Origin of the sequence: Mesorhizobium sp. B2-6-2 (assembly GCF_006440615.1) — a bacterium.
GTDB lineage: Bacteria > Pseudomonadota > Alphaproteobacteria > Rhizobiales > Rhizobiaceae > Mesorhizobium.
Window position 1 is genome coordinate 29,773 of sequence record NZ_VFUG01000017.1, and the last position, 23,789, is coordinate 53,561.

23 protein-coding genes are annotated in these 23,789 nt (G+C 63.9%); 12 read left to right on the forward strand and 11 right to left on the reverse strand.

Annotated features, from left to right (window positions below; all coding sequences use genetic code 11):
- The first annotated feature begins 26 nt into the window (after positions 1-26).
- The gene (locus FJ419_RS24755; RefSeq protein ID WP_140699300.1) at positions 27-1,016 is read left to right on the forward strand and encodes a sugar-binding protein; all 990 of its coding nucleotides are present in this window, start codon (positions 27-29) and stop codon (positions 1,014-1,016) included.
- A gap of 78 nt (positions 1,017-1,094) precedes the next feature.
- On the opposite strand, the gene FJ419_RS24760 is transcribed toward FJ419_RS24755, so the two are convergent.
- On the reverse strand, positions 1,095-2,156 hold the full coding sequence (locus tag FJ419_RS24760; RefSeq protein ID WP_281405834.1) for an NAD(P)-dependent oxidoreductase: 1,062 nt from the start codon (positions 2,154-2,156) through the stop codon (positions 1,095-1,097).
- A 26-nt stretch (positions 2,157-2,182) separates the two neighbouring features.
- On the opposite strand from FJ419_RS24760, the gene FJ419_RS24765 reads away from it, so the two are divergent.
- Together FJ419_RS24765 and FJ419_RS24770 are read left to right on the forward strand one after the other, a co-directional pair.
- The gene (locus tag FJ419_RS24765) at positions 2,183-3,079 is read left to right on the forward strand and encodes an NAD(P)-dependent oxidoreductase (protein ID WP_140699306.1); all 897 of its coding nucleotides are present in this window, start codon (positions 2,183-2,185) and stop codon (positions 3,077-3,079) included.
- Positions 3,080-3,180: 101 nt separating this feature from the next.
- Positions 3,181-3,957: a FadR/GntR family transcriptional regulator gene (locus tag FJ419_RS24770; protein ID WP_140699309.1), complete on the forward strand. Its 777-nt coding sequence runs from the start codon at positions 3,181-3,183 to the stop codon at positions 3,955-3,957.
- 417 nt (positions 3,958-4,374) lie between these two features.
- Here FJ419_RS24770 and FJ419_RS24775 read toward each other — a convergent pair whose 3' ends face one another.
- The gene (locus tag FJ419_RS24775) at positions 4,375-4,662 is read right to left on the reverse strand and encodes a DUF3175 domain-containing protein (protein WP_140544432.1); all 288 of its coding nucleotides are present in this window, start codon (positions 4,660-4,662) and stop codon (positions 4,375-4,377) included.
- 155 nt (positions 4,663-4,817) lie between these two features.
- On the opposite strand from FJ419_RS24775, the gene FJ419_RS24780 reads away from it, so the two are divergent.
- The 7 genes from FJ419_RS24780 to FJ419_RS24810 all read left to right on the forward strand — a co-directional run bounded on the left by FJ419_RS24780 (position 4,818) and on the right by FJ419_RS24810 (position 12,803).
- The gene (locus tag FJ419_RS24780) at positions 4,818-6,047 is read left to right on the forward strand and encodes an MFS transporter (protein WP_181170799.1); all 1,230 of its coding nucleotides are present in this window, start codon (positions 4,818-4,820) and stop codon (positions 6,045-6,047) included.
- Positions 6,048-6,213: 166 nt separating this feature from the next.
- Complete coding sequence (locus FJ419_RS24785) at positions 6,214-7,242, forward strand: LacI family DNA-binding transcriptional regulator (protein ID WP_140699311.1); 1,029 nt, start codon at positions 6,214-6,216, stop codon at positions 7,240-7,242.
- 296 nt (positions 7,243-7,538) lie between these two features.
- Positions 7,539-8,663, forward strand: a complete 1,125-nt coding sequence (locus FJ419_RS24790; protein WP_140546343.1) for a sugar ABC transporter substrate-binding protein — start codon at positions 7,539-7,541, stop codon at positions 8,661-8,663.
- A gap of 75 nt (positions 8,664-8,738) precedes the next feature.
- A complete protein-coding gene (locus FJ419_RS24795) occupies positions 8,739-10,283 on the forward strand; it encodes a sugar ABC transporter ATP-binding protein (protein WP_140699314.1) in 1,545 nt (514 codons plus the stop codon).
- Positions 10,280-11,260 (forward strand): ABC transporter permease, encoded by a 981-nt coding sequence (locus tag FJ419_RS24800; protein ID WP_140699317.1) that lies wholly within the window; start codon positions 10,280-10,282, stop codon positions 11,258-11,260. The genes FJ419_RS24795 and FJ419_RS24800 overlap by 4 nt, the downstream gene beginning before the upstream one ends.
- Entirely contained in the window at positions 11,257-12,255 is a 999-nt protein-coding gene (locus tag FJ419_RS24805) for an ABC transporter permease (RefSeq protein ID WP_140630726.1), read from the forward strand. The genes FJ419_RS24800 and FJ419_RS24805 overlap by 4 nt, the downstream gene beginning before the upstream one ends.
- Positions 12,256-12,299: 44 nt before the next feature.
- Positions 12,300-12,803, forward strand: coding sequence for a gluconokinase (locus FJ419_RS24810; RefSeq protein WP_246679345.1), 504 nt, complete (start codon positions 12,300-12,302; stop codon positions 12,801-12,803).
- Positions 12,804-12,815: 12 nt separating this feature from the next.
- Here the strand turns inward: FJ419_RS24810 and FJ419_RS24815 are convergent, their stop codons facing one another.
- The 3 genes from FJ419_RS24815 to FJ419_RS24825 all read right to left on the reverse strand — a co-directional run bounded on the left by FJ419_RS24815 (position 12,816) and on the right by FJ419_RS24825 (position 15,804).
- Positions 12,816-13,961 carry a hypothetical protein gene (locus tag FJ419_RS24815; RefSeq protein WP_140699319.1) on the reverse strand — a complete coding sequence of 382 codons (1,146 nt, stop codon included), beginning with the start codon at positions 13,959-13,961 and terminating at the stop codon, positions 12,816-12,818.
- A gap of 156 nt (positions 13,962-14,117) precedes the next feature.
- Entirely contained in the window at positions 14,118-14,567 is a 450-nt protein-coding gene (locus FJ419_RS24820; protein WP_040984137.1) for an Rrf2 family transcriptional regulator, read from the reverse strand.
- Positions 14,568-14,817: 250 nt separating this feature from the next.
- Positions 14,818-15,804 carry a sulfate ABC transporter substrate-binding protein gene (locus FJ419_RS24825; RefSeq protein ID WP_140699322.1) on the reverse strand — a complete coding sequence of 329 codons (987 nt, stop codon included), beginning with the start codon at positions 15,802-15,804 and terminating at the stop codon, positions 14,818-14,820.
- A gap of 232 nt (positions 15,805-16,036) precedes the next feature.
- Here FJ419_RS24825 and FJ419_RS24830 point away from each other — a divergent pair, with 232 nt between their 5' ends.
- Together FJ419_RS24830 and FJ419_RS24835 are read left to right on the forward strand one after the other, a co-directional pair.
- The gene (locus FJ419_RS24830; RefSeq protein ID WP_140699325.1) at positions 16,037-16,309 is read left to right on the forward strand and encodes an antitoxin; all 273 of its coding nucleotides are present in this window, start codon (positions 16,037-16,039) and stop codon (positions 16,307-16,309) included.
- Complete coding sequence (locus tag FJ419_RS24835) at positions 16,309-16,707, forward strand: type II toxin-antitoxin system VapC family toxin (RefSeq protein ID WP_140699328.1); 399 nt, start codon at positions 16,309-16,311, stop codon at positions 16,705-16,707. The genes FJ419_RS24830 and FJ419_RS24835 overlap by 1 nt, the downstream gene beginning before the upstream one ends.
- A gap of 15 nt (positions 16,708-16,722) precedes the next feature.
- On the opposite strand, the gene FJ419_RS24840 is transcribed toward FJ419_RS24835, so the two are convergent.
- The 6 genes from FJ419_RS24840 to pbpC form a co-directional block, all read right to left on the reverse strand.
- On the reverse strand, positions 16,723-17,763 hold the full coding sequence (locus FJ419_RS24840; protein ID WP_140699331.1) for a sulfate/molybdate ABC transporter ATP-binding protein: 1,041 nt from the start codon (positions 17,761-17,763) through the stop codon (positions 16,723-16,725).
- A 70-nt stretch (positions 17,764-17,833) separates the two neighbouring features.
- On the reverse strand, positions 17,834-18,718 hold the full coding sequence (cysW, locus tag FJ419_RS24845; protein ID WP_140699334.1) for a sulfate ABC transporter permease subunit CysW: 885 nt from the start codon (positions 18,716-18,718) through the stop codon (positions 17,834-17,836).
- Positions 18,711-19,562, reverse strand: coding sequence for a sulfate ABC transporter permease subunit CysT (gene cysT / locus FJ419_RS24850; RefSeq protein ID WP_140699337.1), 852 nt, complete (start codon positions 19,560-19,562; stop codon positions 18,711-18,713). The genes cysW and cysT overlap by 8 nt, the downstream gene beginning before the upstream one ends.
- Positions 19,563-19,654: 92 nt before the next feature.
- Positions 19,655-20,683 (reverse strand): sulfate ABC transporter substrate-binding protein, encoded by a 1,029-nt coding sequence (locus FJ419_RS24855; protein WP_140699340.1) that lies wholly within the window; start codon positions 20,681-20,683, stop codon positions 19,655-19,657.
- A gap of 199 nt (positions 20,684-20,882) precedes the next feature.
- Positions 20,883-21,596, reverse strand: a complete 714-nt coding sequence (locus FJ419_RS24860; protein WP_348642827.1) for a M15 family metallopeptidase — start codon at positions 21,594-21,596, stop codon at positions 20,883-20,885.
- 70 nt (positions 21,597-21,666) lie between these two features.
- Positions 21,667-23,757 (reverse strand): penicillin-binding protein 1C, encoded by a 2,091-nt coding sequence (gene pbpC, locus FJ419_RS24865; RefSeq protein ID WP_181170803.1) that lies wholly within the window; start codon positions 23,755-23,757, stop codon positions 21,667-21,669.
- Positions 23,758-23,789: the final 32 nt, after the last annotated feature.

Consider the following 23,789-nt stretch of genomic DNA (forward strand, 5'->3'; position numbering starts at 1 on the left):
TCCGTCTGTTTCAAGGGAGGACTGACATGAGGAAAACACTTTTGCTTGCCGCCGTCGCCGCCATGGCGTTGGGCGCCGGGCCGGCTTTGGCCAAGAAACAGCTCGTCATCGTTGTGAAGGGTCTCGACAATCCGTTCTTCGAAGCCATCCATCAGGGCTGCGAGAAGTGGAACAAGGAAAACGCCAGCTCGGAATATGAATGCTTCTACACCGGCCCGGCATCGACTTCCGACGAGGCCGGCGAGGCGCAGATCGTGCAGGATATGCTGAGCAAGCCAGACACGGTGGCGATGGCGATCTCGCCGTCGAACGCGCCGCTGATCGCGCAGACGATCAAGAGCGCCAATCCGTCGATCCCGATCATGACGGTCGACGCCGACCTTGCCAAGGAAGACGCCGCCCTTCGCAAGACCTATCTCGGCACCGACAACTACCTGATGGGCAAGAAGATCGGCGAGTACATCAAGAAGGCCAAGCCGAATGGCGGCACGATCTGCACGATCGAGGGCAATCCGGCGGCCGACAACATCCTGCGCCGCGCGCAAGGCATGCGCGATGCGCTGACCGGGAAGGAAGGTCTTGCGGCACTTGCCGGCGAAGGCGGCTGGACCGAAGCTCCCGGCTGCCCGGTGTTCACCAACGACGACGGCGCCAAGGGCGTGCAGGCGATGACCGACATCCTCGCCGCCAACCCGAAGCTCGACGCCTTCGGCATTATGGGCGGCTGGCCGCTGTTCGGCGCCCCGCAGCCCTATCGCGACCTGTTCAAGCCGATGGCCGACAAGATCGCCAAGAACGAGTTCGTCATCGGCGCCGCCGACACGATCGGCGACGAGGTGGCGATCGCCAAGGAAGGACTTGTCACCGCGCTGGTCGGTCAGCGGCCGTTCGAAATGGGCTACAAGGCGCCTTCGGTGATGATCGACCTCGTCGGCGGCAAGAAGGTCGACGATCCGGTCTTCACGGGCCTCGACGAATGCACCAAGGAAACGGCCGACACCTGCATCCAGAAGTAGGCGCTGGTCGCATCCATAACCAATGCAACAGGGGCGCCGCGAGGCGCCCCTGATTTCTTGATGAAGGGCGCTTTCGTCTCAGATCTTCTGCTTCACGCCGTCCTTCGAAGGCATCAGGTCGACGCCGTTAAGCTTGCCGACATGCGTGGCGAGCATCGGCACATACTGTTCCGTGGGGCCGGTGGCGAAGGCTGTCGCAAAGGAATTCTTGGTCGCGTTGCCCAGAGGGTTGGCGATGCCCGCCGCGCCCGCCATCGATTCCAGATAGGTCAGGTCCTTGAAGGCGTTGGCGATGGTGAACTTGTGCGCGTCGCGGTCGCCCTCCAGCGTCCAGCGCATGAAGGTCTGGTAGAAGCCGCAATCCATGCGGCCGTTGCGAATGACGCTGTCGAAGCGCGGCGGCGAGATGCCGACCTTCTCGGCCAGCGCCAGCGCCTCGGAATAGATCGCGGCGTAGCCCAACGAGATGAAGTTGTTGAGCAGCTTCATGCGGTGGCCGTCGCCGGTATCGCCGATATGGACGATGCGGCCGGCCCAGGTCTCGAGCACCGGCTTCAACCTGGCGAACACGGCGTCCGGCGCGCCGACCATGGCGTCGAGCGTGCCTTCCCAAGCCTCCTTCGGCGTGCGGCTGAGCGGCGCATCGACATAGTCGACGCCGAGCGCCTTGAGTTCGGCGGCCAGGGCCACGGTCGAGACCGGATCGGAGGTCGAGCAATCGACGACGACCGAGCCTTGCTTCAGGCCCTCCTTCAACCCGCCGGGGCCGCGGATGATCGCCTCCACCTCGCGCGAGCCGGTGACGCAGATGAAGACGATGTCGGAGGCCGCGGCCACGTCCTTGGACGTGGCAACCTCCGTGGCGCCGCGTCCGGCCAAGTCTTCCGCCGGCTTGCGGTTCTTGCGACCGAGGAAAGTCAGCGGATAGCCCTTGTCGACGATGTTCTTGGCGATGCCGTGCCCCATCAGGCCAAGGCCGATGAAACCGATGTTCTCGCGGGCAGCGGTGGTGCTCATGTCGTCTCTTCCCTGTCTTTCATGGTGATGGGCGGCCCGCGCGGCGGGCGATTGTCGAGAAGGTTTCCGCGGATCGCGGGTGGCGGGCGATCGCAGAATGCCATATTGTCTGACAATACACATAATTACCTAGCATTGTGGAGAGCAAAATGACGAAGCGGATCATGTTCACCGGCGGCAGCGGCAAGGCTGGCCGGCATGTCGTGGAATATCTGGTCGAACATGGCTGCCAGGTGCTCAACATCGACACCAAGCCGCTCGACAATCCGAAGGTGCGCACTTTGATCGCCGACATCACCGACAGCGGCCAGGTTTTCAACGCGCTGTCGAGCTATATGGGCCTGCACGAGTTCGACCCGTCGCTGAGGGCGCAGCCGGTCGACGCCGTAGTGCATTTCGCGGCGATCCCGCGCATCATGATCACGCCGGACAACGAGGTGTTCCGCATCAACGCGATGGGCACCTACAATGTTATCGAGGCGGCGGTGAAGCTCGGCATCCGCAAGGTTATTATCGCTTCCAGCGAGACGACCTACGGTCTTGTCTTCGCCAACGAGCCACGCAATCCGACGCATTTCCCGCTCGACGAGGATTATGACGTCGACCCGATGGACTCCTATGCGCTGTCGAAGATCGTCAACGAGAAGACCGCGCGGGCCTTCGCTTTGCGCAGCGGCTTCGACATCTATGCGCTGCGCATCGGCAATGTCATCGAGCCGCATGAATATTCGCTATTCCCGAAATGGTTCGCCGATCCCGGTTTCCGCAAGCGAATCGCCTGGAGCTATATCGATGCGCGCGATCTCGGCCAGATTACCGTGCGCGCCATCGAGAAGGACGGCCTGGGCTATCAGGTGTTCAACGCGGCCAACGACGACACCTCGTCGGACCTGCCGACGGCGGAGCTGTTGAAGCGCTTTTATCCGGGCGTGCCGGTCAAGGCCGAACTTGGCGAATATGAGACGCTGCTTTCGAACCGCAAGGCGCGCGATGTGCTTGGCTTCCGGCCGCAGCACAGCTGGCGCAAATACGTCAAGACGGCGTGAGCCGGCGGCAAATGCCGGTTGATCTGTGCACATCCTCGCGCATTGCGGCAAAGCGGGCTTGCCGTGCTTGACAGCTTCTGAAAACGGGATTTTGTGGAACCATGCGGGACGCTAAGCCGAACAACGAAAAGAGGCCGACGAAAATGGCAGCGGACGAGCGTCCGTCCGGCGTTCGCAGGGCCAACGCGTCACGCATCCCGGGCGCCAGCGTGCATGCGTCGCTTGCGAGCGAAATCGGCCTTCGGATCGTGCGCGGCGACTATCCGCCGGGCACTATCCTGCCCAATGAGGCCAAATGGTCGGAGACCTTCGACGTCAGCCGCTCGGCGGTGCGCGAGGCGATCAAGATGCTGATGGCAAAGAGCCTTCTGGCCTCGCGACCGAAGATCGGCAGCTGGGTCGAACCGAAGGAACGCTGGAACCTTCTCGACCGCGACGTGCTCGCCTGGTATGCGACCTCGCCGGACCGCGAGGTGTTCCTCAAGACCGTGCAGGAGTTCCGCCACATCATCGAGCCGGAGGCGACGGCCTTCGCGGCGATCCGGCGCACCCGCGAGCAGATGGCCGAGATCAGCCAGGCCTGTCGCGAGATGGGCGAGGCGACCAACCTGCAGGAGCGCACGCGGGCCGACACGCGCTTCCACCTTGCCATCCTCAGGGCTTCGGGCAACGACCTCCTGGTGCCGCTGGGCGTCTTGATCGAATCCGCCTTCGACCATCTCTTCACCTACACGACGCGGGAGCTCGACAATCTGCAGCACGCCCAGAAGCTGCATGAGGCGATCGAACGCAGTATCCGCCTGCAAAGGCCGGACGCGGCGCGCAATGCGGTGCGCAAGCTGCTGGCCAATACCGACGAAGTGATCCAGTCGCGCTGAGGCCTTGTACTGGGCCAGTTCTCCAGCGCAGAAACTTTGACCGCTGCCCATGCGTCCATAGGCAGATCCCATGCGTTGGCGATTGGCCAAGACGCCTATCGCGGTCGTCATCCACGGGCGGAGCAAGGAGCGAAGCGACGCGCGCAGACCCGACGATCCATGCCGTGACTTGGAAGCGCTGCAGCGGTCCAGAATTCTGCACCGTTGCACACTTCGGTCGATGTAACGGCATGGATTCTAGGGCCTACGCTCCGCTTCGCGTAGCTCCGCCCTGGAATGACGAGGTTGGGGTCTTCAGCTCATCGCCAGCGTTTGCGCTGACTACCCCAAACGGACGTTGATAGCCTTGCCCGACAAGCTTGCAATATTTCCAGATCCCTACGTTGAGGAACTGGTGCTAGCCGCTCTCAGCAATCCTCAATCCTGCTTTTCGCGACCGAAGGCGACACGCAGCTCGTCCTTCGCTTTTTCCAGCACCTTCTTACGCTCGTCAGGCAGATTCTTGCCGGCACGGTTGATGTAGAAATTCAACATCGACATGGCGGATTGGAACGGCTCAGCCTTGCGGCGGTGGCTGTGCTCGGCCGAGCGCTTGAGCGATGCGGCGATCTTCTTCGCGTCGTCGGATTCGAAGACGTGCTCCTCGAGATCGAGGGCGTCGCTGTGCTCCGTCACGTCGGCCGACCATTTCTTCTTGGCGGTCATGACAAACTCCTTCCTTCAAAGAAACCCCATGAGGTGAGGCGGGTTCCCGGTTCTGGAGCCACGGATTTGCCGGTCGTGGCGCTGCTCGGCCCGGAAAATGGGCCGATAGTGCGCTCAAACACCCGATCTCGAAGAAATCGTGGACAGGAAACGCCGTGACGACAATTCCAGGAAACGCGGCAAACAACGCGGGCATAGACAGCTTCTACGCGTGGACGCGGCTCGGCATTTCCTTGCTGCTGGCGACAATCGGCGGCGTCGGCATGTGGGCCGTAGTCGTGGTCCTGCCCGCCGTGCAGGCCGAGTTCGGCGTCGATCGTGCCGCCGCCTCGATGCCTTACACCGCTACCATGGTCGGCTTCGCCGCCGGCAATGTGCTGGTCGGCCGCGCCATCGACCGCGTCGGTTACTGGATCCCGGCGCTGGTTTCCTCGATGGCCCTGGTTGCCGGCTTCGCGCTGGCGTCGCTCTCCACTTCGATCGTGCAATTCACGCTCGCCCAAGGCTTGCTCATCGGGGTGGGGACATCGGCGATTTTCGGACCGCTGATCGCCGACATCTCGCACTGGTTCAACCGCCGGCGCGGCGTTGCCGTGGCTACGGCCGCGGCCGGCAGCTATCTCGCCGGAACGGTCTGGCCAGCAATCATACCGCCGCTGATGAAGGCGGAGGGTTGGCGCTTCACCTATGTGGCTATCGGCATCGCTTGCCTGGTGACTATGGCGCCGCTGGTCATAATGCTGCGACGTCGCGCCCCGGTGGTCGTCGCAGGCTCGCCAGGCGCACGCCCGGTCCAGCCGATTTCATTGTCGCCGGCCGCCCTTCAGGCGCTGCTCGTCATAGCCGGTCTTGGCTGTTGCGTGGCGATGTCGATGCCGCAGGTGCATATCGTCGCCTATTGCATGGACCTCGGCTATGGCGTCGCCCACGGCGCCGACATGCTGTCGATCATGATGGCCGCCGGCGTCGTCAGCCGCCTTGTTTCCGGCTTCGTCGCCGACCGCATCGGCGGGGTGAAGACCTTGCTGATCGGCTCGGTGCTGCAGTGCCTGTCGCTGTTCTTCTACATTCCCTTCGACGGTCTTGCCTCGCTCTATGTCGTCTCGCTGGTGTTCGGCCTGTCGCAAGGCGGCATCGTGCCCTGCTATGCGATCATCGTGCGGGAATACATGCCTGCCAAGGAGGCCGGCCAGCGCGTTGGCATCGTCATCATGGCGACCATTTTCGGCATGGCCATCGGCGGCTGGATGTCGGGCTGGATCTACGATCTCACCGGGTCTTACGCGGCAGCGTTCCTCAACGGAATTGGCTGGAACCTGCTCAACATCCTGATGATGGTCGTGGTGTTCTGGAGGGCAAGGCGCAGCGGCGTCGTCATGGCCTGACGGCTCGCGCCGGCGCTTCTCCTGGAAATGCCCTCAGCTTGACAACAAATCGCGGCTGCGCGACGCCAAGGGCAGGGAACGTGGCACAAGCCTGCGAGATGGCGACACCAGGGTCAATGGCATTGCAAGCGCGCAGCAGACGGGATTTGACGCACGAGGCCCGTCCTTGACCAAGCCGCGCTCCCGCCGTGGCGGCGGCCGTCCGACCATTGCCGACGTGGCGCGCAAGGCCGGTGTCGGCGCGATCACCGTGTCGCGTGCGTTGCGTGAGCCCGGGCGCGTGTCGGAAGACCTTCGACGGCAGATACAGGCCGCGGTCGACGAACTCGGCTATGTGCCTGACCCGAATGCCCGCGCGCTTGCCTCGGCGCGCGCGGAGGTGTTCGGCGTGCTGGTGCCCTCGCTGACCAACAACGTCTTCGCCGAGGTGGTGCGCGGCATCTATGACAGCCTTTCAGACAGTCCGTTCCGCATCCAGATCGGCAACACCCATTATTCAGGCTTGGAGGAAGAGCGGCTGCTGCAGGTCTTCGGATCGCAACGCCCGGCGGCGCTGATCGTGGCCGGCATCGACCAGACGCCCAGCGCGCGACGACTGCTGGAGAATGCCGGCTGCCCGGTGGTGCAGGTGATGGAGACCGGACCGGACCCGGTCGACATGATGGTCGGCTTCTCGCATCTCGACGGCGGCAGGACCGCCGCCGAACACCTGCTGCAAGCCGGATACCGCAAGATCGGCTTCATCGGCGCGCGGATGGATCCGCGTTCGCAGCGGCGCCTTGCCGGCTACCGCGCCGCGATGGAGGCCGCCGGCCTGTTCGACGCGCGGCTGATCACCACAACGCCGGTGCCGTCAAGCGTGACGCTCGGGCGCGAGTTGTTCCGCGACGCGCTGGCCAAGATGCCGACGCTGGACGGCGTGTTCTGCAACAATGACGATATCGCGCTTGGCGTTCTGTTCGAATGCCATCGCGCGTCGATCGACGTGCCGAAGCAGATCGGCATTGTCGGCTTCAACGATCTCGACATGATGCAGGTGTCGTTTCCGTCGATCACCAGCGTGCGCACGCATCGCTATGAAATCGGCACCCGTGCCGTCGCCATGGCGCTGTCGGCGATCGCCGGAAACCGGCCGGAACAGCGGATCGTCGATCTCGGTTTCGAGCTGATGCGGCGCGAGAGCACCGGGCGCTGACGCGGTACTGTTGGTTCTTAAGATGATGCTTTACAGCCTGATATGGTAGCGCTACCATTTGCATACCGGCAAAGGTTCGGCGAGGCGGGAAGGCTGTTTATTATACATAAGCAACAGATCCGTGCTTGTTTATTATGTATAATATGATAGTTTTCTAAATTGCCAAGAAAAGATGAGGGGGCAAGGAAGACCAGGGCGGCCAGGCCGTCCTGTGCGGGTTTTTTGGTTGGCCGGAGGATGCCGACTGGTATCGCCAAGATTCATAACAAGCAGAACTGCAACTGGGAGGAATATCGATGATCAAGTCACTCGTTGGCGGCGTCATTGCCGCCGCAGCATTCGCCATGCTGAGTTCGTCGGCGATCGCCGGACCCGAAGTCGTCAAAGGGCCTGCGGCCGAGCCGGACTGCTTCGCGCCGTGGTCGGCCGACACGCAGTTTTTCAAGTTTCCGAAGAAGGACGGTCCCTACCGCATCGCGCTTGCCAACGGCTACATCGCCAACACCTGGCGCATCCAGATGATCCAGACGGCCAAGGCCTATGCGGCGCAGCCCGATGTCGCCAAGAAGCTCAAGGAATTCAAGGTCGTGTCGACCGGCGAGGATGTGCCGGCACAGATCTCGGCGATCAACAACTTCATCGATTCCGGCTTTGACGCCATCGTCGTCAACGCGCAGAACCCGACCGCATTCGGGCCGGTCATCAAGCGCGCCAAGGAAGCCGGTGTCGTGCTTGTCGCCTTCGACAACATCCTCGACACCAAGGACGCCATCAACGTCAATGTGGATCAGAAGGGTCTCGGCGAGCTCTGGGGCAAGTGGCTGGTCGCGCATGTGCCGAACGGCGGCAAGGTGCTCGAGGTGCGCGGCGTCGCCGGCACTTCGGTCGACACCGACCGCCACAATGGCATCCATGAAGTGCTCGACGGTTCCGGCAAGAAGTGGGCTGTCACCGAGGTCGTCGGCAAGTGGGATGACGGCGTGGCGCAGAAGGCCACGGCCGACGCGATCGCCACCAGCGGCCCGTTCGACGGCATCACCGGGCAAGGCGGCGACACCGGCATCGTGCAGGCGATGATCGACGCCAAGCATCCGTTCGTGCCGTTCGGCGGCGAGACGGAAAACGGCTTCCGCAAATTCTGCGCCGCGCATGCGGCCGACGGGCTGAAATGCTCGTCCGCCGGTACCGGCCCGGCCCAGGTGGCGGTCGCCATCAAGACGGCGATTGCCGCGCTCGAAGGCAATGTCGTGCCGCAATCGGTCAAGCTGCCTTTGGCTATCGTCGAGGATCCGAACTTCAAGGCGGGTCAGGATTTCTTCCCCGACCAGTCCGACAATTTCTTCGTCGGCAATTCCTTCCCGACCTGCGGCATCAATTTCACCGCGCAGGAAATCATGGGCCAGACCAAGGAAAATAAATAGTCTGACCGGACAGTGCCGCGGCGAGCCCGCGGCACTGTCTCCCTATTGCCAAATCGAAACCGGCCGGGAGGGCTGATGGACGGCACGGCTCCGCTCTTCCGCATGGAAGGCATATCCAAGCGCTATGGCGGCGTGCGGGCCTTGGAAAAGGCCGAGCTGACGGTCACCGCCGGCAGCATTCACGCCATCCTCGGCGAGAACGGCGCCGGCAAATCGACGCTGATCAAGGTCATGGCGGGCGTCGTGGCGCCGGATGAAGGGCGCATGACGCTGGACGGAAGCGAGGTCACCTTCGCTTCGCCTGCCGCCGCCAACCAGGCCGGCATCGTCTGCATTTTCCAGGAGCTGTCGCTGATTCCGGAGCTCAGCGTCGCCGACAACATCGTCATTTCCAATCCACCCAAGCGTTTCGGCATGATCGACCGCAAGGCGCAGCGGAAGATCGCTGAGGAAGCGCTGGCACGCGCCGGCGCTTCCGACATTCATCCCCGCGCGCTGGTCAAGGACCTGCCGCTGTCGCGCCGGCAGATGGTGGAAATCGCCAAGGCGCTGGCCCGGAAGCCGCGCATCCTGATCCTCGACGAGGCGACCTCGGCGCTGACGGCGGCGGACGTCGCCAGGGTCTTCGAGGTGTTGAAACGGCTGCGCTCGGAAGGGCTGGCGCTGCTCTACATCTCGCATCGCATGAACGAGATCGCGGAACTCGCCGACCATTGCACGGTGTTCCGCAACGGCCGCAACGTCGCCAGCTACCCGGCCGGCGCGAAGAGCGACAATGAGGTGGTCGAGCTGATGATCGGCCGCGAATACAGCCATATCTTCCCGCCGAAACCCACTTCCGCCCCGGCCGCTGCGACGGTGCTCGAAGCGCGCAATCTCTCCTGGGCCGACCGGCTGGACAATATTTCGCTGAGCGTCAGGGCAGGGGAGGTTGTGGGCCTGGGCGGTCTCGACGGGCAGGGTCAGCGTGAATTGCTGCTTGCCTTCTTCGGCGTGCTGCGCGGCCTGCGCGGCGAGGTGCTGATCGACGGCAAGCCGGTTTCGATCGCCAGCCCGACCGCGGCCAGCCACGGCCGCATCGGCATGGCGCTGATCCCCGAGGATCGCAAGACCGAAGGACTGATGCTGCCGATGACGGTGCGCGAGAACCTGTCGTTTGCCGCGCTCGACCGGTTATCCAAGGCCGGCATCATCGACCGCGCCGCGGAACAGCGCCTGATCGACGACATGGTCGGGCTGCTGGCGATCAAGACGGCGGGCCTGGACATTCCGGTCGGCGCGCTTTCCGGCGGCAACCAGCAGAAAGTGGTGATCGCCAAATGGCTGATGCGGCAGCCGCGCATCATCCTGCTCAACGATCCGACGCGCGGCATCGATGTCGGCACCAAGCAGGAGCTCTACCAACTGATGCGCAAGCTCGCGGATGCGGGTGCCGCGATCCTGTTCTATTCGACGGACTATGACGAGCTGATCGGCTGCTGCGACCGCGTACTCGTGCTCTATGACGGCGCGGTCAAGCGCGAGCTGGTCGGCGCCGGGCTCACCGAGCACGCGCTTATCGCCAGCGCGCTCAACATCCACGGCGATGACGTCCGCATCGGGCAGGGAGAGCACGCGTGAAGGATTGGCGCTACCGGCTGGCCGAACAACGCGGAACGCTTTTGGCCTTCGGCATCTTCATCGTCATGTTCGCCATCTACAGCGGAAATCATCCGGCCGGCTTCACCGCCAACGTCGTGCAGACGGCCGCCAACAAGGGCGTGCTGCTCGCCTTCGTCGCGATGGCGCAGACATTGGTGGTGATCACCGCTGGCATCGATCTGTCGGTCGGCATGATCTTCACGCTGACCAACTGCATGGCTTCATGGCTGGTGGTCGGCACCGGCCTGGAGACGGCGTTCGGCGTGCTGGCGGTGCTGGGCACCGGGCTCATCTGCGGGGCGGTCAACGGCGCCATCGTCATTTACGGGCGGCTGCAGCCGATCGTCGCCACCATCGCCACGGGCGCCGTCTATTTCGGCCTGGCTTTGCTTTTGCGCCCCGTTCCCGGTGGTTCGGTCAACGAGGATCTTGCCGATTTCCTGACCGGGCGTTTCTTCGGCATCGTGCCGGCGAGCCTGGTGGCGCTGCTCGTCATCGTGTTTGTCGTCTGGGTGCCGTTCAGTCGCTCCGAACTTGGGCGCGCCGCTTATGCCGCGGGTTCGTCGGAGACGGCGGCCTACATGTCCGGGGTGCCGATCCGCAGAGGCAAGTTGCTGGCTTATACGCTTGCCGGCCTGCTTGCGGCCATCGGCGGACTGTTCCTGACCTTCTTCACCTATACAGGCGAGGCGGCCTATGCCAGCGGCAACGCCTACACGCTGTTCTCGATCGCCGCCGTCGTGCTCGGCGGCGTGTCGCTGTTCGGCGGCAAGGGCAGCGCCATCGGCGCGATCTTCGGCGCGCTTGCCTTCCGCACCATCGGCGACCTCTTGTTCGTCTTCGATTTCGATCCGCTCTGGCAGCCGTTGTTCCAGGGCGTTATCCTGTTGATCGCGGTCAGCCTTGGCGCCTTCGCGCTGTTTCGGGTACGCAACCGGCTGGAGTGGTTCCTGTGAGCGAGACGACGCATGGCGGCATTATGGGCGGCATTGCCGGCCGCATGCCCAAATTCATCCGGCGCGCCGACCCGGCCGTGCTGACGGCCTTTGCCTGCATCGTGGTCCTGCTCCTGCTCGGCAGCCTCTATTCGCGCAACTTCCTGTCGCCCGAATATCTCCTGCAACAATTGAAGGTCGCGTCTTTCCTCGGCGTCATCGCCACCGGGATGATGCTGGTCATCCTGCTTGGCCAGATCGACCTTTCCGTGCCATGGGCCGTGGCCGCCGGCGCCATGATGGCCTGCGCGGCCGCTGCTTACGGGTCGGTCGGCGTTGCTCTCGCCATCCCCTTCGGCGTCCTGTGCGGCGTGGCGATCGGCATCGTCAACGGCATCGGTGTCGCCTATCTGCGCATCCCCTCGATGATCATTACCTTAGCCACCAATGCCGTGGCGCAAGGGCTGATGGTGGTCTACACAGGCGGCTTCTCGCCACAGGATTCGGCGACCGCCGCGATGCGCTACCTGGCAACCGGTTTCACCATTCCAGGTGTTCCCAATGCCGTCATCATCTGGGCGCTGATCGGCGCCGCGATGGTCTTCGCGCTGACCCGCACCAGCTTCGGCCGCGCCGTTTACGGCATCGGCAACCGTGAGCGCGCCGCTTATCTTTCGGGCATCGACACGCGTCGCGTCGTCATGATCGCCTTCGCCGTCTCCGGCGGGCTGTCTGCCTTTGGCGGCGTGCTTCTGGCGGGCTATGCATCCAAGGCGGCGCAGTCCATGGGCGATGCCTATCTCCTGCCGTCGATCGCGGCGGTTGTCCTGGGCGGCACATCGATCCTGGGCGGGCGCGGCTCCTATCTGGGCACGGTGGCCGGCGTGATCCTGATCACGCTCCTGCAATCCATCCTTTCGGTCATGCAGATGCCCGAGGCCGGACGGCAGATCATCTATGGTGTCGTCATCGTCGCCATGCTCCTGCTCTACGGGCGCGCGCCGGCAAGCCGCTGACCGTGGACGAGGCGAACGCAAGACCGCAGATCCCGGAGCCTGGCATGAACGATCTTCGGACGGCACCCGCCATCGTCGTGATGGGCGTTGCCGGCTGCGGCAAGACCGCCGTCGGCGAGGCGCTCGCCAAGGCGCTGGGCGCCGACTTCATCGAAGGAGACCTGCTGCATCCGCCGGAGAATGTGGCGCGCATGGCGCGCGGCGAGCCGCTGACCGATGCGTTGCGCGCGGGCTGGCTCGACGCCATAGGCGAGCGTGTCGCGGCCTCGGTTGCCGGCGGGCGGAAGGCGGTGGCGGCGTGCTCGGCGCTGAAGCGTGGCTATCGCGACCGGCTGAGCCGCTTCTGTCCCGACACAGTCTTCCTCTATCTCAGGATCGATCGGGAGACCGCCTGGCGACGGGTCGCCGATCGCAAGGGCCATTTCATGCCCGCAAGCCTGGTCGACAGCCAGTTCGCCACGCTGGAGGAGCCTGCGGCGGACGAACGAGCCGTGACGGTCGACGGAACGCGAAGTGTTGCAGGAATCCTGCAAGAGATCGTCCGCTAGATCAGGTGGTAATCAGGCTTGGTCGTTGCCGATCGCGGCTTCGGCTGGCTGCTCGGTCAGCCGCACGGCGCTCGACCAGGCCATCATCTGTTCAGGACAGAGCTTGAGCGTCTCCAGCATCCGGTCGCGCTTCGACAGGATAAATCCCGCCTGAACGACGAGGTTCTTCCCTGCCGTGTCCTTGGCAGGCGATGCGGGCGCCCCTGGACTCGCGCTCAGTTCTTTGATGATCGCCCTATATTCGCGAAAGGGCGCCGTCTCGATGGTCGCCATATGAAACAGCGCAGCACCGGCGCGCGCGGCGAAATTTGCCGGCGCCGAGGCGAGGTGGGTCCAGCCGCGCTCGCCCATGGCGGCCTCGGTGAAGGCGGAGCCGGCATAGACGGTGTTGGTCATCAGCACCACGCCGTTTGCTTTCAGCACCTTCTGGATGCGCGTGGTGACCTGATAGGCGTCGGTGCGCTCAAAGACGATCCGGCTTTTCAGGAAGCGGTTTTCGAGCCTGACCAGCGGCGGGTTGATCACGCGCAGGCCGAACTTGCTCGGCGAGAAGCCGTGATAACGCGCGCTCACCTGATGGGCATCGACGCCGGCCTCATGTAGGGCGCGCTTGCCCATGATCGTCTGCGCCGTGAACTGGTCGCACCACACGATGGCGCCGCGCCCGTTGCGCAGGGCTTGTTGCAGAGCCTCGAGGCCTTCGAGCCGGATCGCCGGCGACCAGCGCCAGCCGGCGACGAGATGTGCCGCAAGCGTCAGCCGCCGGCGGTGAACGGCGGCGAGTTGCGCCTCGAACATGCCTTTCGTGTCGACGGCATCGCCGAGCACGGCCTTCACCGCGACGTCGTAACGGGCAAACTCCTTGCGGAAGTGGCGCTTGCGCCTGAGCCTGGACACCCAGCTGCAGATCGGGCTCCACCAGGAGACCGGCAGCATCGCCGCGACGCCGAGATAGAAACAGGACAACAGGCTCTCGCGCGGATCCCGATTGGTGAAGCGACGCAATTTGCCGGGGCGCACAGCCTTGCGGCTGAAGAAGCGAACGGACTCGTCGCGCTCCGGCACCGGCACGTCGGCCGTGATCTCGGTGTGATAGATGTCGTTCGACGATGGCTGCCGGCTGGCCTTACGGGAATTGCCAAGCCAAGGCAGCCTCATGCGTCTGAGCCCCGTTTCATCCTCCAGCCGCTTTACTGCGTCCGCGGTAGACTGGCAACCGAGGGCAGGCCGCGGCTTGTCACTGGGCGCAATTGCGAAACGGAAGGTTACGGCGAAGCGGCCGATCCTGGCTACTCTACGCTTCCTCGGGCTGCTTCAAATCTGAGACGTGAGCTCAGCCGGAAAATCGTCGTTGTCGGCGTCGCGCATGGCGGCGAGGCTGCGGTTGTCGAGCACCTCGGCGATCGCCTGGCGCACTTCCAGCATCATGTGGCGGACCTGGCAGGTGGCCTCGTCGCAATCCTCGCAGCGCTGGTATTGCGTGCGGCTGGCGCAAGGGATCGGCGCCAGCGGCCCGTCGAGCACGCGCACGACATGGCCGATCTTGATCTCGGAAGCGGGACGGGCGAGGCGGTAACCGCCTTCCTTGCCCTTGCGGCTCTGGACGAAACCGGCATTGCGCAACTCGCCCAGAATCGCATCCAGGAATTTCTTCGGGATGTTGTTGGCGACGGCGATGTCGTTGACGAATGCAAGCTGGCCAGCCGGCAGGCCGGAAAGATGCACGAGGGCCTTGAGGCCGTATTTGCCTTTTTTGGTCAGCATGCCCGATTCAGTTCATCAAACCCCAATGCGCCTGCATCTGGCGGTTGTTTGTGTGCAAATCATGACAGTTTGACCGCCTGACGCCGCCTGGCCCAACAATTCGCACCGGAGCTTAGGCACAAACGCGTTGCTTCTTCGTAACGTTTTTCACATTTGGGGTTGGGATTTCCCCCGCGAACTCATGCAGCCCCGCTTACATGAAGAAAGCCGGCAAAGCCGGCTTTCTTGCTCTTCATGATTGCGGAGCTTTTCAGCGGCTGCCGTAGGCCTGATCGAGCAGCCCGCCGGCGGCGAAATGCTCTTTCTGAACCTTGTCCCAGCCGCCAAAGACGTCCTCCTCGGTCAGCAACCGGACATCCGGGAAGTCCGCCTTGTGCCTGGCGGCGACCGTCGCGTCACGAACCCGCAAGCCGTTTCCGGCGGCGATCTCCTGGCCCTCGGGCGTGTAGAGGAAGTCGAGATAGGTCTTGGCGAGATCGCGGCTGCCATGCTCGTCGGCGACCTTGTCGACGACCGCTACGGGGAACTCGGCCAGCAGGCTGACCGAAGGCGTGACCTGCTCGAACTTGTCGTCGCCATACTCCTTGCGAATGCCGCGCGTCTCCGACTCGAAGGTGATCAGCACGTCGCCGATCTCGCGCTGGACGAAAGTGGTGGTGGCGGCGCGGCCGCCGGTGTCGAAGATCGGCACGTTGTTGAAGAGCTTAGTGATGAACTCCTTCACCTTGGCGTCGTCGCCCTTGAACGCTTCCTTGGCGTAGGCGGTGGCGGCGAGATAGGTGTAGCGCGCATTGCCGGATGTCTTCGGGTTCGGGAAGATCACCTGCACGTCGTCGCGCACCAGATCGTTCCAGTCCTTGATATGCTTGGGATTGCCGGCGCGCACCAGGAAGGACGGCAGCGAATAGAAGGGCGAGGCGTTGTCCGGGAAATTCTTCTGCCAATCGGCCGAGACGAGGCCCTTCTTGACCAGGAAGTCGACATCGGTGACCTGGTTGAAGGTGACGACATCGGCGCCAAGACCTTCGGCGATCGCGCGCGCCTGCGCCGAGGTGCCGGCGTGCGACTGGTCGACCGTCACGCCGGGGTGCTTGGCGATGAAGGCCTTGTTGATGTCGACGAACAGCTCGCGGCCGACATCATAGGAGGCATTCAAAAGCTTGTCGGCCGACCAGGCCTGGGAGGACGCGAGGACGAGACCGGCAACAGCCGCGATGCCGAGCAACAGACGCTTCATGAAAACAGGCTCCGAGGAAAATATGGCAATTGTGAATGATAGCCGTGGCGCTGTTGCGCGGCGAGACACGCGCGCCGGTTAGATGGCATCACGTGAGAAAAGTCACCGCCGGAACAGTCGCTTATTAGGATTTCTTTCCAGCAAGAGTCATCGTGGAGCGATATCCATAGGCAAAAAGATTGCGCTTCGGCGCCTTGGCATATACATATGGCATATACAAGGGAATGCCGTGATGAGCCAACAACGCCATGCAGCGATGCCGCCGAAGGAGGCGAAGCTGTTTCGCAACAACCGCAGCCAGGCGGTGCGGATTCCAGTCGAGTTCGAACTCCCCGGCGACAAGGTCCTGATCAGCCGCGAGGGCGACCGTCTTGTCATAGAGCCCATTCGTAAATCAGGTCTCACGGCGCTGCTCGCCCAGTGGGCGAAGGAAGCCCCGCTCGGTCCTGAGGATGACTTCCCAGAGATCAAGGATAGTCCTGTCGGACCCGAGGACATTTTTTGATGCGGTTTATGCTCGACACAAACATCATAAGCGACATGATCCGAAACCCAGGCGGCAAAGCCGCCGGCGTCATGGCGCGCGTGGGAGACGCCGCCGTGTGCACCAGCATCGTCGTCGCTTCGGAACTTCGGTACGGCTGCGCCAGGAAGGGATCGGCCAAGTTGCTCAAGAAGGTCGAGGAACTGCTGGACGAGATTCCGGTGCTGCCGCTCGATGTGCCGGCGGATGCCGAGTACGGCGCGCTGCGCGCCGAACTGGAAGGCAGGGGCGAGACCATCGGCCACAACGACCTCTTTATCGCTGCTCACGCCTGCGCGTCAGGTTCCACGCTGGTGACAGCCAATATGGCCGCGTTCAGCCGGATCGGCAAGCTGAAGCTCGAGAACTGGTTGGAGTAGCGCTCGACGCGACGATCACGCCGCCGGAAAAAGCTTCCAGCGTCGCGGCCTGAAAGCCACCCGGCTCTTCTGCGCCGCGGGATGGTCTACGGGCAGCTCGATCTCGACGCGCTGGCGCTCACCGCCGATCTCGAGCTCGACGCGCCTGGTGCCGGCGACGCGGCGGCTGGCGGCAACCGTGCCGGCGATGCAGCCGCTGCAGCCGTCGACCAGGTCGACGTCATGCGGACGGAAGTGGAGGACTGCCTCGCCGGACGGCGCGTGCGGCGCCGAGAGCCCGATCGGCCGGTCGGCGATCCACACCTCGCCGTTCTCCACCTTGACCGGCAGCGAGCTCGACTCGCCGATGAAGGAGTAGACGAAGGGCGAGTTCGGTGTGTCGTAGATATCGTCGGCGGTGCCGACCTGCTCGATGCGGCCCTGGCTCATGACCACGACGCGGTCGGCGAGCTCCAGCGCTTCTTCCTGGTCATGCGTGACGAAGACGGTCGTGTGGCCGGTGCGGTCGTGGATCTCGCGCAGCCAGCGGCGCAGCTCGCGGCGAACCTGCGCGTCGAGCGCGCCGAACGGTTCGTCGAGCAAAAGCACCTTGGGCTCGATCGCCATGGCGCGGGCGAGCGCGACGCGCTGGCGTTGGCCGCCCGAAAGTTGCGCCGGATAGCGCTTTTCCAGTCCCGACAGCTGAACGAGATCGAGCAGTTCCAGCGCCCGGCGGCGGATTTCCTGCCCCGACGGCCTTGCGGCGCCGTGCCGGACCTTCAGGCCGAAGCCGATGTTGTCGGCGACTGTCATGTGGCGGAACAACGCGTAATGCTGGAAGACGAAGCCGACATTGCGCTCCTGGATCGACTTCTGCGAGGCGTCCTCGTCGCCGAAGAAGATCGCGCCCTTGGTCGGCCGTTCCAGGCCGGCGATCAACCGAAGCAGCGTCGTCTTGCCGGAGCCGGACGGCCCGAGCAGCGCGATGAGCTCGCCGGACCTGATGTCGAGCGACACGTCATGGAGCGCCGGAAACCGCTCGAACTCCTTGCGCACGTTGACGACGCGAACTTCCATGCAAATCCCTCGGTTCGTTGATGCTGTCGGTGTTCCCAAACTGCCAGGCACTCTCGGCGACAGGTAGTGTTCAGTGTCCGCGTGTCGCGGCAAGCTCGGCGCCGTAGCGCATCTCCAGAAGCGTTTTCAAGACCAGCGTCACCAGCGCCAGGCCGGCCAGCAGCGAAGCGACGGCAAAGGCGCCGACGGCGTTGTATTCGTTATAAAGGATCTCGACATGCAGCGGCATGGTGTTGGTGAGGCCGCGTATGTGGCCCGAAACCACCGAGACTGCGCCGAACTCGCCCATGGCGCGCGCATTGCACAGAAGCACACCGTAGAGCAGCCCCCATTTGACGTTGGGCAGCGTCACATACCAGAAGGCCTGCCAGCCGCTGGCGCCCAGCGAAAGCGCCGCCTCTTCGTCGCCATTGCCCTGTTCCTGCATCAGCGGAATGAGCTCGCGGGCGACGAAGGGGAAGGTGACGAAGATGGTGGCCAGCACGATGCCGGGCACGGCGAAGAGGATGACGATGCCATGCGCCTTCAACCAGGCGCCGAGCAGCCCCTGCGCGCCGAAGAGAAGCACATAGACCAGGCCGGAGATGACCGGCGAGACCGAGAAAGGCAGGTCGATCAGCGTGGTCAGGAACGCCTTGCCCTTGAATTCGAACTTGGCGATGGCCCAGGCGGCAGAGATGCCGAAGACGACGTTGAGCGGCACCGAGATCGCCGCCACAAGCAATGTCAGGCGGATGGCGGAGCGCGTGTCGGGGCTGGAAAGGGCTTCTGTGTAGGCGCCGGTGCCTTTGGCAAGCGCCTCACGAAAGACGACGATCAGCGGCAAAAGCAGGAAGATTGCGAGGAAGGCGAAGGCGATTGCCATCAGCACGGCCTTGACGGGCCGGCTTTCGGTCACCGCGGCCGACTGGCTCTCGTGATGCGGTTCGTAGGATTTGATCTCGGGATCAGCCATAGCGTTTGCGGCTCCATGTCTGGACGAGATTGACCACCAAAAGCATCACGAAGGACAGCGCCAGCATGATCGCGGCGATCGCGGTCGCCGCCTCGTAATTGTATTCCTCGAGCCTGATCACGATGAGAAGTGGTGCGATCTCGGACTTGAAGGGCAGGTTGCCGGCGATGAAGATGACCGAGCCGTATTCGCCTACGCCGCGCGCGAAGGCGAGCGAGAAGCCGGTGATGATCGCCGGCGCCAGTCCTGGGAAAAGCACCCGGGCGATGATCTGGAAACGGCTGGCGCCGAGCGTGGCGGCTGCTTCCTCGACCTCCTTGTCGATCTCTTCCATGATCGGCTGGACCGTGCGCACGACGAAGGGCAGGCCGATGAACACCAGCGCGACGACGATGCCGAGCGGTGTGTAGGCGACCTTGATGCTGAGCGGCATCAGAAGCTGGCCGATCCAGCCGTTTGGCGCATAGAGCGTGGTGAGCGCGATGCCGGCGACGGCCGTTGGCAGGGCGAAGGGCAGGTCGACCATCGCGTCGGCGATGCGGCGCCCTGGAAAGCGGTAGCGGACCAGAACCCAGGCGACGATGGTGCCGAACACGACGTTGACGACAGCCGCCAGGAAGGCAGTGCCGAAGCTTATCTTCAGCGCGTTGAGGGTGCGCCGGTCGACGGCGATCGCCCAGAAATCGGCCCAGCCGAGCGCGGCCGAACGCCAGACCAGTCCCGAAAGGGGGATGAGGATGATGAGCGTGAGGTAGGCAAGTGAGAAGCCGAGCGTCAATCCGAACCCCGGAATGACACTCGGCTGTCTGAATCGCCACCCCGCCTTGGCAGGTGCTGTGGTCATGCTGTCCTGGATCGTCCTTCTTTTCAAACCGGAATGGCTCTGCGCAGTCGCATTCGGCCGGGACGCCCGTGAGGCTCACCGGCCGTCAGGCCTCACTGCGCCGGTTTGTAGATCTGGTCGAATATACCGCCGTCGCCGAAATGGTAAGGCTGCGCTTTCTTCCAACCGCCGAACTGCGGGTCGTCGATGGTGACCAGTTTGATTGCCGGCAGCTTTGCAAGGTCCTCGGCCGGCACCAGGTCGGGCTTGGCCGGGCGATAGTGATTCTTGGCGATGATGGCCTGCGCTTCCTTGGAATAGAGCCAGGCCAGATAGGCCTCCGCGACCTTGCGCGTGCCCTTGACATCGACATTGGCGTCGACGACCGCGACCGGCGGCTCCGCCAGGATCGAGGTCGGCGGGTAGACGATGTCGAAATTGTCGGCGCCGAATTCGTCGAGCGCGAGATAGGCTTCATTCTCCCAGGCGATCAGCACGTCGCCCAGGCCCTTCTGCGCAAAGGTCACCGTCGAGCCGCGGGCGCCGGTATCGAGCACCGGGACATTCGCATAAAGCTTGCCGACGAACTCCTTGGTCTTGGCTTCATCGTTGCCGTCATTGGCGTTCGCATAGGCCCAGGCGGCAAGATAGTTCCAGCGCGCGCCGCCGGACGTCTTCGGGTTCGGCGTGATCACCTGGACGCCGTCCTTCACCAGATCGCTCCAGTCCTGGATGCCCTTGGGATTGCCCTTGCGCACCAGGAAGATGATAGTCGAGGTGTAGGGTGCGGAGTTGTTCTCGAACTTCGTGCGCCAATCCGGGTTGATCTTCTTCGTCTTCGAGACGATGGCGTTGATGTCGCCTTCGAGGGCCAGCGTCACGACGTCGGCGTCGAGGCCGTCGATCACCGCCCGGGCCTGCGCGCCGGAACCGCCATGCGACTGCTGGATGGTGACTGTTTCTCCGGTCTCAGCCTTCCAGTGCGCGGCGAACGCCTCATCATAGGCTTTGTAGAGCTCACGTGTCGGGTCATAGGACACATTCAGAATGGTCGTGTCGGCAAACGCGAAGCCGAGCGTGCCGAACTGGACAGACGTGACGACCAGCGCGCCGAGCAGTTTCCTGAAATGAGGTTTGGTCATTCCGGCCTCCGTTGAACTGCTGCGAACTCTACCGAGTTTATAGAATTTGGATGCATTGAATGTTGCCTTTTTCATCTCCTCGAAACAAATTTTCGCCGAGCGTGGGTCGGTTAAGGAAATAACTTCCTCAGCGGCCGCATGGCTCTTCATCCGCCGGCCCTAATTAGAAGCGGTCAGGGTGATGACAACCCGGGGCGCCTCAATTGGCGTTAACCGGAAAATCGAAGCGCTGTTTTGGGAACGGCTCTTTTGCCAGGGTGAAGTGCCACCATTCGCGCGCATAGTTGCGAAAGCCGGCGGCGCGCATTGCGCTCAGCAGCGTCTTGCGGTTTGCGGTGGCTTCGGCGCCGATCAAGGCACTGGCGGTTTCGCTCTTTGGGTCAAAGCAGTCGAAACCGGTGCCGAAATCGAGCGTGCCGCCGTCCGGCGCGCCGCAGGCCGGATGAACCGCGCTTTTATTGCCGGACTTGGCGATGGCAAGGTCCACCGTCGAGCCTCGAGAATGGCTGGAGAACTCGCCGATATAGCCTTTGGCGATGAGATCGCCTCGCTCGGCGGTCGGATACCATTGCGGGTCTGGCTGGCCGCCTCCTCTTGTCCACCTGCCCATATCGGCAACCGCTCGCGCCGGGCGGTAGCAGTCGAAAACGACCAGCGTCAGGCCTTTGGCGGTCATGGCTTTCTGGACGCTGGACAGCGCCTTCGCCGCCTGCGCGGTCAGGATGCAGACCGGCGCGTCATAGCCGTCGGCTTTGCGGTGCAGGAAATTTTCCAGGCCGGCGTAGCGGATATCCTGGCGAATGGTCGGGTCGACATCGGCCAGCCTGACGAAGCCGGCGGGGAGGGGATCGGCGCGGACTGGGAGAGGGCTCGCGATTGCTAGCGCAAGCGCTGCGAAGAATGCTCTCGACAAAAGTCGGCGCGAGGCCCTCGCGCCGGACATCACGCCGAGAAACGCAATCCCCTGAATCGCTTGCCGCGTTCTACTCAACGAAAACCTTCACGCTTGCCGCTCGCCCCACAGCGTCGATCACCGTCAGCGTCGAATAGCCGGTGCCGTCGGGTTGCCAGGTTGCCGTGCGGCGGCGGTCGATGCCGGCGAGCGGCTTGCCGTTGGCGAGCCAGCGGAACGGGGCGCGGCCGCCCTGCAGTTTCAGCACCAGCGGCGTAGCATCGGCCGAATTGGTGCCGAGGTCGACGCGCGCTCCGTTGGGCGGGAAGATGATGGTCGGCGCCGGCTCGGTGGCGGTGGCCTGCACCAGCCCGTCGGCGCCGGCGCCGAAGCGGGCGAGCGTCACCGGCAATTCCTCGCGTTTGGGATTGAAGATGCCCGGCGGCCGGCCGGGCAGCGGCACGCCGGCAACGCCGGAACGGACGAAGCCTTCGAACAGGATGGGTGCTGCCGAGACATAGCCCGACAGGCCGGGGACAGGGCTGGCATCGGCGCGGCCGACCCACACACCCAGCACGTAGCGGCCGTCGAAGCCGACGGACCAGGCATCGCGATAACCGTAAGAGGTGCCGGTCTTGTAGGCGATGCCACGCTGCATGGCGCCTTGCGGCGGCTTCACGCCAGACAGGATGTCGTTGATCTGCCAGGCTGCCTGGTCGTCGAGAATGGTGGCGGTGGCGCGCTCGGCGGCGGCCGGCTCGGTGCCGTCATGCAGCGTATGCATCTTGCCGCCATTGGCGAGCCCCGTATAGAGCTGCACCAGGTCGCGCAAGGTCACGCCGACGCCGCCAAGTCCGATCGCCAGGCCCGGCGCTTCGTTTACCGGCAGGATCGGGTTGACGCCGGCCTGGCGGAAGCGCGCGGTGAGCCGCGCGGGGCCGACGGCGTCGAGCACGCGGATCGCCGGCACGTTGAGTGACAATTGCAGCGCCTGGCGGATCGAGACGTCGCCCTGGTAACCCATGTCGAAATTCTTCGGACGGTAGCCGCCGAAATCGGCGGGGCTGTCCTCGATGATCATCTCCTGCGCCACCAGCCCCTGCTCGAAGGCCAGCCCATAGATGAAGGGCTTCAGCGTCGAGCCGGGTGAACGCACCACCTTGGTCATGTCGATCCAGCCGGAGCGGCTGGCATCGAAGAAATCGGCCGAGCCGACTTCGCCCAGGATGTCGCCTGTGCGCGCATCGGCCATGACCATGGCGACGGAAAGTTTCGGGCCGAGCTTCCTGGCGGCATCCCTTGCCACCTGTTCCAGCCCCTGCTGCACGCTTTTGCGGATGGTGAGCTGCAGCGGCTTGCCTGGCACGGCCCTGGGCAGCATGGCGTAGGAAGCATGCGCGGCCAGCGCCGGCAGTTTTCTGCGCAGGCCCGAGACGTCGTCCAGCGCGGCGCGCGCGGCTTCGCGTTCGCCGAGCAGGCCGGCCGAGACCATACGGGTGAGCACGCGGTCGCGTGCGGCGTGGGCGATGTCGAGGTTGCGGTCGGGCCGGCGCTTCTCCGGCAATTGCGGCAGCGCGACGAGCAGGGCGGCTTCCGAAACCGTGAGCCGCTTCGGCTCCTTGCCGAAATAAGCGAGCGATGCGGCGCGCACGCCTTCGAGATTGCCGCCATAGGGCGCCAGCGTCAGGTAGCGTTCGAGGATTTCCTGCTTGGTGAGCCGCCGTTCGATCTGGATGGCGCGCAGCATCTGCCTGAGCTTGGAGGCAAGGCTGCGGCTGTCGCGCGGTTCGATCAGCCGGGCCAGCTGCATCGACAAGGTCGAGCCGCCGGACACGATATGGCCGCTGGTGACGAGCTGGCCGGCAGCGCGGCAAAGCGCCAGGAGATCGACGCCCCGGTGATCCCAGAAGCGCTTGTCTTCGTACGTCACCAGCATGTCGACGAATTGCCTGTCGACCTGGTCGAGGCGGGTTTCGAGCCGCCAGTAGCCGTCGGGCGTGGCGAAGGCGCGCAGCAGCTGACCGTCGCGGTCCTGCACCTCCGTCGAGACCGTCAGCTTTGCCGGCAGCGGCGGCGGGAAAGCGCGGTCGAGCTCCCAGAGCGCGGCGATCGAAAGCGCCGCGAAGCCGGCGAGGCAAAGGCCTGCGATCGCGGTGCGTCTGAGAAATTTTCTGGAGAACATGGCGCTGGCCTTCATCCGCCTGCCCCTCCTTC